Genomic DNA, 7,528 nt, shown 5'->3' with positions numbered 1-7,528 from the left:
CCGTCGCCGCGCCGCTGAGGGGCCACGGCACCACCACCCCGCCACTGACGGGCCACGGGGCACCACCGACCTCCCACCGAGGGGCCCACAGCACCACCGCCCCACCGCTGACGGGCCACAGCACCACCGGCCCCCCACCGACAGACCGCAGCACCACCGACCATCCACCGAGGGCCAACGGCACCACCGCCCCACCGCTGACGGCCCACGGCACCACCACCCCACCGCTGACGGCCCACGGCACCACCACCCCACCGACAGACCGCGCCACCGCCGCACTCGCGCGAAGCAGCCGGGCCGACGAAGACCACCCGCCCAGCCAGCGGCCCACTCACTCACTCACTCACCATCGGGCTACCGGCCGAACCGCCCACGCGGCGAGGCCGATTCGACGATCGAGTTCCGGCGGGTGATGCGGCCTGGTGGATTCCGCACAGCCATGACCGGGGCGAGCCCTCGAGGCCGGTCGGTCGACACCCCCCTGGTCGGCTCGCGCGGCACCCGGCGGCGCTTTCGGCCGCGTCCGCCGAAGCCCGGCCTGCCAAGCGCGGCCACGGCCAGGATTCCTGCACCGCAGGTCGGGACACCGCCGATCCCAAGAGCCCTGACAGGCCGGCGGAATCCCGCCGCGGCCGCGCCCACCCCTACTTCAGCGCGTCCCGAATCGCGTAGTACGCCGGCTTCGGCTGCAACTGCTCGTCCCACGGCAGCGCGGCACCCTGGCCCTCGAAGAAGGCGGGAATCCAGCTGTACTTGTCGGTGTAGTCCCAGATCGTGATCCCGACACACCGGCGCACCGCGAGACACGCGTCGGTCAAGTCGGCGTACCACTGCGCCTGTTGGGCCAGCTTCTCCTCGGTCGCGGGCAGGATCATCCGGATGTCGACCTCGGTGAGCGAGGTGTCGAGGCCGAGCTTGGCGAAGCGGCGGAGGTTGTCCTCCAGGGTGGTCGGATAGCCGTACTGGAGCGCCAGGTGGGCCTGGAGGCCGATGCCGTCGAGCGGGACGCCCTGTGCCTTCAGCTCCTTGGCGAGGTTGTAGTAGGCGTCGCTCTTCGCCCCGATCCCCTCGATGTTGTAGTCGTTGAGGTACAGCTTCACCTTGGGGTCGGCCTGACGGGCCCAGCGCAGGGCGTCGGCGATGTAGCCGGGGCCGAGGGTCTTGTAGAAGACGGTCTCGCGGTAGGTGCCGTCCTCGTTGAACGCCTCGTTGACGACGTCCCAGGCGAAGACCTTGCCCCGGTAGTGCCGCACCTCGGTCTGGATGTGCTTCTTCAGTACGGCCCTCAGCTCGGCCGCCGTCCACTCGCGCGAGGTGATCCAGCCAGGCAGCTGGCTGTGCCAGACCAGCGTGTGACCGCGCACCTTCTGGTGGTTCGCGCGGGCGAGGTTCACGATCTCGTCGCCGTTGGTCCAGTCGAAGACCCCCTGCTGGGGCTCGGTGGCGTACCACTTCATGCCGTTGCCCGGCGTGATCTGGTCGAACTCGCTGCCGAGGATCTTCTTGTACGGCTCGTCGACGAGCTCGGGGTTGTCGGTGGCGCTGCCGAAGTAGCGGCCGTGGCGCTGGGCCAGGTCGGCGAGGGTGGCGGGTTTGCCGTGTGCCTGTGCGGCCGGACTCGCTATGCCGGTCGCGATGAGGCCGGCGGCGAGAGCACCGGCGAGTCTCAGACGGGTGGTCTTGCGCATGGGGCGACTCCTCACGTGCGGGGGGTGGGTGAGCCGTACTTTTCAAAGCACCGCCGTCAGCCCTTCGTGGCACCGGCGGTCAGTCCGCCGACGAGCTGCCGCTCGGCGACCGAGTAGAAGGCGAGCGCGGGCACCATCGCCAGGACGAGATAGGCGAAGACACGGGCGTACTCCGCGGAGTACTGCCCCTGGAACTGCTGGACGCCGACCGGCAGCGTCCACCACGTGTTGTCGGTGAACACCAGCAGCGGCAGCATGAAGTTGTTCCAGCTGGTGACGACGGCGAGCACCGAGACCGTGCCGAGCGCGGGCCGGGCCATCGGCAGCAGCACGCGCCAGAAGAAGCCGAAGGAGCTGCACCCGTCGAGGGTGGCCGCCTCCTCCAGCTCGCCGGGGATCTCCCGGAAGAAGGCGCGCAGGATGATGATCGTCATCGGCAGCCCGAAGGCGGCCTGCGGAAGGATCACGCCCAGCGGGTTGTCCAGCAGGTCGAGCGAGCGCAGCAGCAGGAACAGCGGGAGCACCGCCACCGCGAAGGGGAACATCAGCCCCATGGTGAAGAGCGTGAACAGCGCCTCCCGGCCCCGGAAGGCGAACCGCGCGAAGGAGAACGCGGCCAGTGCGGAGGCGGCGACGACCAGGACCGTCGTACCGACCGCGATCAGCGTGCTGCTGCCGAGCAGCCGCCAGAAGTCGCCCGCACCCAGGATGTCGGTGTAGTTGCTGGTCAGCCAGCGTTTCGGCAGTCCGAAGGGGTTGCTGGAGAGCTCGTCGGTGGACTTGAAGCCGGACAGGACGGCGTACACCAGGGGTACGACCATCATCGCGCCGACGGCGACGAGGATCACGTGCAGCGGCAGGGTCCGAACACCCCTTGTGCGGCTGGTCACTTGCCGTCCCCCCTCATCGTGGTGGTGGCACCTTCGAGGTCGCGGCGGAGCACGAACCGCTGGTAGGCGAGGGCGAAGACGAGGCAGATGCCGAACATGACCACACTGATCGCGCTGGCGTAGCCGACCTGGTAGCGCTTGAAGCCGTACTGGAACATGGTCACGGCCATGGTCTCGGAGTGGTGGTCGGGGCCGCCCTGGGTGACCACCCACACCAGGTCGAAGAGCTGGATCGAGCCGATGACGGAGAGGAAGACGCTGATCCGCAGGGTGGGCGCGAGCAGCGGCAGGGTGACGTTGCGGAACCGCTGCCAGGCGGAGGCGCCGTCGATGAGCGCGGCCTCGGTCAACTCCCGTGGGATCGACTGGAGTCCGGCCAGGTAGAGCATCATGTGGAAGCCGAAGTACTTCCAGGTCATGACCAGGAACAGGGTGGCCATGACGTAGGAGGGATCGGCGAACCACAGCCCGCCCACGCCGTCGAGGCCGACCGCGCCGAGGATGTGGTCAGCGAGCCCGTCGTCCGGGGCGAAGACCATGCTGAACAGCACGCCCGTGATCGCCTCGGACAGGACGTAGGGCGCGAAGAACAGCATCCGGTAGACGGCCCGGCCGCGCAGCCGCTGGTTGAGCAGGACGGCGATGGCGAGCGCGAACGGCAGCTGGAACGCGAGGGAGAGCACGACCAGAACGAGACAGCGCCACAGGTCGCCCAGGAAGACCGGGTTGTCGAAGAGGTCGGTGAAGTTGTCCGTGCCGACGTAGTCGGAGGGCATGCCGAAGCCGCCCCAGCGGAAGAAGGCCGCGTACAGCGCGAACAGCATCGGCAGCAGGACAAAGCCGATGAACAGCACCAGGGCGGGCAGTTGGAAACCGACCGCGGTGAGCCAGTGCAGTACGCGCCGACGGCCCCGCCCCCGGGCCCTGACTGATTCCGGGGGCGGGAGATCGGTGCCCGGACCGCTCCGCTTGTCTGCGAGGAACGTGGAGGTCATCGCGGGCTACTGCTCTTCCTTCGCGGTCTTCGTGATCGACTGGGCGACCTGTTCGGGGGACTTGGAGCCGGCGATGAGCGCGGCCACGCTGTCGTTGACCTCCTGGCCGACGGCGGGCGCGTAGGCCTGGTCGAGATAGAGCTGGAAGCCGGTGGCGGCCTTCAACTGCGCCTGTACGAGCTTGAGGTTGGGGTCGGTGATGGCGCTCTCGGCATCCGGGACCACGGGGAGGACGCTGGTCTTCTTGACCAGTTCCAGGTCGGTCGCCTCGGAGGCGAAGAACTTCAGGAAGTCGACGGCGGCCTGCGGGGCACCGCGGCGCAGGGCGTGTCCGCCGCCCCCGCCGAACACCTCGGTGATGGCGCCCTTGCCGCCCTCGACCGCCGGAAACGGGAAGAAACCGAGGTCGTCCCCGAGGCCCTTGCCGGAGTCGGCCTGGACGGCCGGGGCCCACTGCCCCATGAGCTCCATGGCCGCCTTGCCGTTGCCGACGGCGGCCGCCTGGCCTGTGGGGGTGGAGTAGGCGGCGTTGAGGAAGCCCTTCTGGAAGGGCTGGAGGTCCACGAGTTCCTTGAGGTGTCGGCCGGCCTGGACGAACCCGGCGCCGGTGAAGTCCTTGTCCTCGCTGGCCTTCTGGAGGGCGTCGATGCCGGCGGTGCGCATCGCGAGGTAGGCCCAGTAGTACATACCGGGCCACTTCTCCTTGCCCGCGAGGGCGATGGGAGTGATGTTCTTCGACTTCAGCTTGCTCACGGCCTCCAGGAAGCCGCCCCAGGTGGTGGGGGGTTCGCTGACGCCGGCCTGCTGGAAGAGCTTCTTGTTGTACCAGAAGCCGATCATGCCCATGTCGAACGGAATACCGTAGACCTTGTCGTCGAGGAGGTACGGCTCCTTGGTGACCTTCAGCAGACCGTCGGCCCACGGCTTGGTCTTGTCGGTGAGGTCCTCGACCAGCCCGGCGTCGACCTGCTGCTTGAGCACGCCCCCGCCCCACGTGTGGAAGATGTCAGGGAGCTTCCCGGAGGCGGTCAGCGCCGTCATCTTCGACTTGTAGGCGTCGTTCTCCAGCTGGACGATCTTTATCTTCACCTTGGGGTTCTGCACCTCGAACTTCTTGGCGAGGCTCGCCCAGACACTCTTCGCCGGCTCGGTGGTGGAGATGTTCCACCACTCCACCGTCGTCGTCCCGTCGGACGACCCTCCGTCCGAGTCGCCGCCGCAGCCGGTCAGTGCCGTCATACCGAGACCGGCCGCGGCGGACGCCGCCAGAAAACCACGGCGGGACAGTGCCGGGTCGCCCATGATGCGCTCCTTGAAGTACGGGACGGAGCCGTCCTTGTCCGTCCTGCGGTTCGAAAGTTTCGGAGTAGATCCAGAAAGCTTCGTTGCTGCCGCACCCTAGAGACAGCTGTTGAACGCTGGCAACCCCTTGTGCACGGGGAATGTTGAGCAGTCGAACCAGTCGAAGGCCGCGGTGCCCTCGGTGACGTACATGCCGATCACCCGGCCGGTGAAGCCGCCGGCCACCTGCGTGGAGAGATAGCGCCCGTCGAGTTCGGCGAGCGGCTCGCCGTCGATCCCCAGGACGACCACGTCGGGGCCGCCGGCCCGGAGTCCGGAGGCCTGCCGACCGGTCGGCGGCACCAGGTCCTCGGTGCGGATCTCGACGGTCAGGGTGACGGGCCCCGCCGCGACGGGGCGGCGCGCGACACACTGCCGCACCGGCCCGATCCGGGCGATCACGCTCGCCTCTCCCCCGGCGACCTCGATGTCGTAGTGATGGGCCTCGTCCATACGGACGGACAGTCCGGCACGGCTCGCCGGCCCGCCGTCGAGGCGGGCGGCGACACTGCACTCGGGGTGCTGCTGACGGCGGCCGACGAAGGTGTGGCCGGGGCGGTCGAGACTGTCGCCGGTGGCGTGCAGGGTCAGGTGCCCTGGGCGGTCCGCGAGGGACCACGAGCCTTCGCGCCTGCTACGCGGCGAGATCCAGTACGGTGCCAGGTCGGCGGCGTCGAAGTCGTCGCGCTCCGGCAGGAGTTCGACCGGATGCCAGGCCGTCGGAGCCTCGTGCCGTTCACGCACCGGGCCGACGCGGGGCCAACCGTCGACCCACCCCACGGGCGCCAGGAAGGTCTCCCGGCCCAGCACGTGGAACTGCGGGAACCAGCCGCGCGGCCGGGTGCCCAGCAGCAGCATCCACCAGCTGCCGTCGGCCGCCTGGACCAGGTCCGCGTGACCGGTGCACTGGATCGGGAGGTCGGTGCTGCGGTGGGTGAGGACCGGGTTGTCCGGGGCGGCTTCGTACGGTCCCCTCGGCGACCGGGCACGGGCGACGGAGACGCTGTGGCCGTGCGCGGTGCCGCCCTCGGCGACCAGCAAGTACCACCACTCGCCGATGCGGTAGAGGTGCGGTGCCTCCGGGTGCTGCATCCCGGTGCCGGACCAGATCGGCAGCGGGCCCTCCAGCACCTTGCCGGTCATCGGGTCGATGCGCGCCGTCATGACCCCGGCGACGGTGCACCAGCAGGAGCCGTCCTCGTCCCAGGCCAGGTCGGGGTCGATGCCGGGCAGATCGATCAGGACCGGGTCGGACCACGGCCCCTCGGGCCGCTCGCTGGTGACGAGGAAGTTGCCCGGGCCTGACACGTTGGTCGTGATCATGTAGAACCGGCCGTCGTGGTACCGGAGCGTCGGCGCGTAGATCCCACCCGAGGCCTCGGTGTCGTCCGGCAGCTCCAACTGCCCCGGCCGGTCAAGGACGTTGCCGATCTGCCGCCAGTGCACGAGGTCCCGGCTGTGGAAGATCGGGACGCCGGGAAAGTACTCGAAACTGGAGCACACGAGGTAGTGGTCCTCGCCGACCCGGCAGACACTGGGGTCCGGGTGAAATCCACCGATCACCGGGTTGTCGTACATCCGCATACGTCTCCACCCCTCCGGAACGCTCGAAACATTCGGTCTCGCTGGCGAACCTTACGAAGCGGACTGTACGAGGGTGCCTGGGCAGGGACAAGGCCGCCCAGGAAGCCGATGGACGGGTCCAGAGGAGCAGGTGTTCGAGGGCGTCGACCGCGATGTCGGCGTACTCGCCACGGTGCTCGGCCATGGCCTGCATACGGCAGCGTGCAGCGCCGGGGACCACCACTACCAGCTGTTCGACGGGGAGCTGGAGCCCGGTACGGACGACCTGGCCGAGACCGTGCGGACCGTAGGGTGTCACCGACGAGACCGGCTGACTGGGCTGACTGGGCTGACCACGTTGCCCGCACCCTCCAGCCGCGCACCGTGAGCCCTGCGCACGGCCCGGCGCCGACGGCCGCCACGGCAGTCTCAGGCCGGGCCATCGACCACGTCAAAGGGCTGGTGATGCGGTCGTCCGGGACGGCATCACGCCGCGGCCTTCTCGCCGGAGCCTGACGAACGACAGGTCCATGATCGACACTCGGCTACAACCCCGCAGGGCCGGCCGACATCAACGCTCGTTCCTCCCGGACAGGCCGAGGACCGCTATCACCGCCGGATCGGCGGGCTGGCGCTAGGAGGAGGCGGTGACGCCGCTCGGGGGAGTAGAGGCGCCGCTTGGGGCTGGAGCGCCGTCCGAGGGCTGGGGCGGCGTCCACAGGGGCTGGGGCACCGCTGCAGCAACCGGCCTGCGCTCGAAACGGAGGTGTTCATGGCGTTCAGCACGCGGGGCGACCAGACCGCCGATGCCGTAGATGGTGAGGTTCCGGCGCAGCATCTTGTCGGCGCTGACCGGCCGGTACTGCACGCCCCGCAGCGAGAGCGGCACCAGCGCGATGATGATCAGCGCGTTGAAGATGACCGCGGACAGGATCGCGGAGTCCGGCGAGGACAGTCCCATGATGTTGAGCTTGTCCAGGCCCGGGTAGACCGCCGCGAACAGCGCCGGGATGATCGCGAAGTACTTCGCCACGTCGTTGGCGATGGAGAA

6 protein-coding genes and 2 pseudogenes are annotated in these 7,528 nt (G+C 69.0%); 1 reads left to right on the top strand and 7 read right to left on the bottom strand.

What is annotated here, in order from left to right:
- The 6 genes and pseudogenes from AB0D34_RS07350 to AB0D34_RS07325 form a co-directional block, all read right to left on the bottom strand.
- Positions 1–271, bottom strand: a pseudogene (locus AB0D34_RS07350) (hypothetical protein); the annotation flags it as partial.
- Between the two features lie 373 nt (positions 272–644).
- Positions 645–1,688 (bottom strand): endo-1,4-beta-xylanase, encoded by a 1,044-nt coding sequence (locus tag AB0D34_RS07345; RefSeq protein WP_362657877.1) that lies wholly within the window; start codon positions 1,686–1,688, stop codon positions 645–647.
- A 56-nt stretch (positions 1,689–1,744) separates the two neighbouring features.
- Positions 1,745–2,512, bottom strand: a complete 768-nt coding sequence (locus tag AB0D34_RS07340; protein ID WP_362659026.1) for a carbohydrate ABC transporter permease — start codon at positions 2,510–2,512, stop codon at positions 1,745–1,747.
- Positions 2,513–2,574: 62 nt separating this feature from the next.
- A complete protein-coding gene (locus AB0D34_RS07335) occupies positions 2,575–3,573 on the bottom strand; it encodes a sugar ABC transporter permease (RefSeq protein ID WP_362657874.1) in 999 nt (332 codons plus the stop codon).
- Positions 3,574–3,579: 6 nt separating this feature from the next.
- Positions 3,580–4,875: an extracellular solute-binding protein gene (locus AB0D34_RS07330; RefSeq protein ID WP_362657871.1), complete on the bottom strand. Its 1,296-nt coding sequence runs from the start codon at positions 4,873–4,875 to the stop codon at positions 3,580–3,582.
- A gap of 96 nt (positions 4,876–4,971) precedes the next feature.
- Positions 4,972–6,498, bottom strand: a complete 1,527-nt coding sequence (locus AB0D34_RS07325) for a glycoside hydrolase family 43 protein (RefSeq protein WP_362657868.1) — start codon at positions 6,496–6,498, stop codon at positions 4,972–4,974.
- Positions 6,499–6,628: 130 nt separating this feature from the next.
- Between AB0D34_RS07325 and AB0D34_RS07320 the strand changes: the two genes are divergently transcribed.
- Positions 6,629–6,865: a hypothetical protein gene (locus tag AB0D34_RS07320; RefSeq protein WP_362657865.1), complete on the top strand. Its 237-nt coding sequence runs from the start codon at positions 6,629–6,631 to the stop codon at positions 6,863–6,865.
- A 246-nt stretch (positions 6,866–7,111) separates the two neighbouring features.
- Here AB0D34_RS07320 and AB0D34_RS07315 read toward each other — a convergent pair.
- A pseudogene (locus AB0D34_RS07315) lies at positions 7,112–7,528 on the bottom strand (hypothetical protein); the annotation flags it as partial.

The organism is Streptomyces sp. NPDC048420, from assembly GCF_040651535.1.
In the GTDB taxonomy this organism is placed as follows: domain Bacteria; phylum Actinomycetota; class Actinomycetes; order Streptomycetales; family Streptomycetaceae; genus Streptomyces.
The sequence above is the reverse complement of the archived record's forward strand: the minus strand, read 5'-3'. Positions and strand labels throughout refer to the sequence as shown.

Excerpts from the sequence above, each read along its gene's own strand:
- AB0D34_RS07345 (WP_362657877.1), bottom strand. The coding sequence starts at position 1,688 with ATGCGCAAGACCACCCGTCTGAGACTCGCCGGTGCTCTCGCCGCCGGC.
- AB0D34_RS07340 (WP_362659026.1), bottom strand. The coding sequence starts at position 2,512 with ATGATGGTCGTACCCCTGGTGTACGCCGTCCTGTCCGGCTTCAAGTCC.
- AB0D34_RS07335 (WP_362657874.1), bottom strand. The coding sequence starts at position 3,573 with ATGACCTCCACGTTCCTCGCAGACAAGCGGAGCGGTCCGGGCACCGAT.
- AB0D34_RS07330 (WP_362657871.1), bottom strand. The coding sequence starts at position 4,875 with ATGGGCGACCCGGCACTGTCCCGCCGTGGTTTTCTGGCGGCGTCCGCC.
- AB0D34_RS07325 (WP_362657868.1), bottom strand. The coding sequence starts at position 6,498 with ATGCGGATGTACGACAACCCGGTGATCGGTGGATTTCACCCGGACCCC.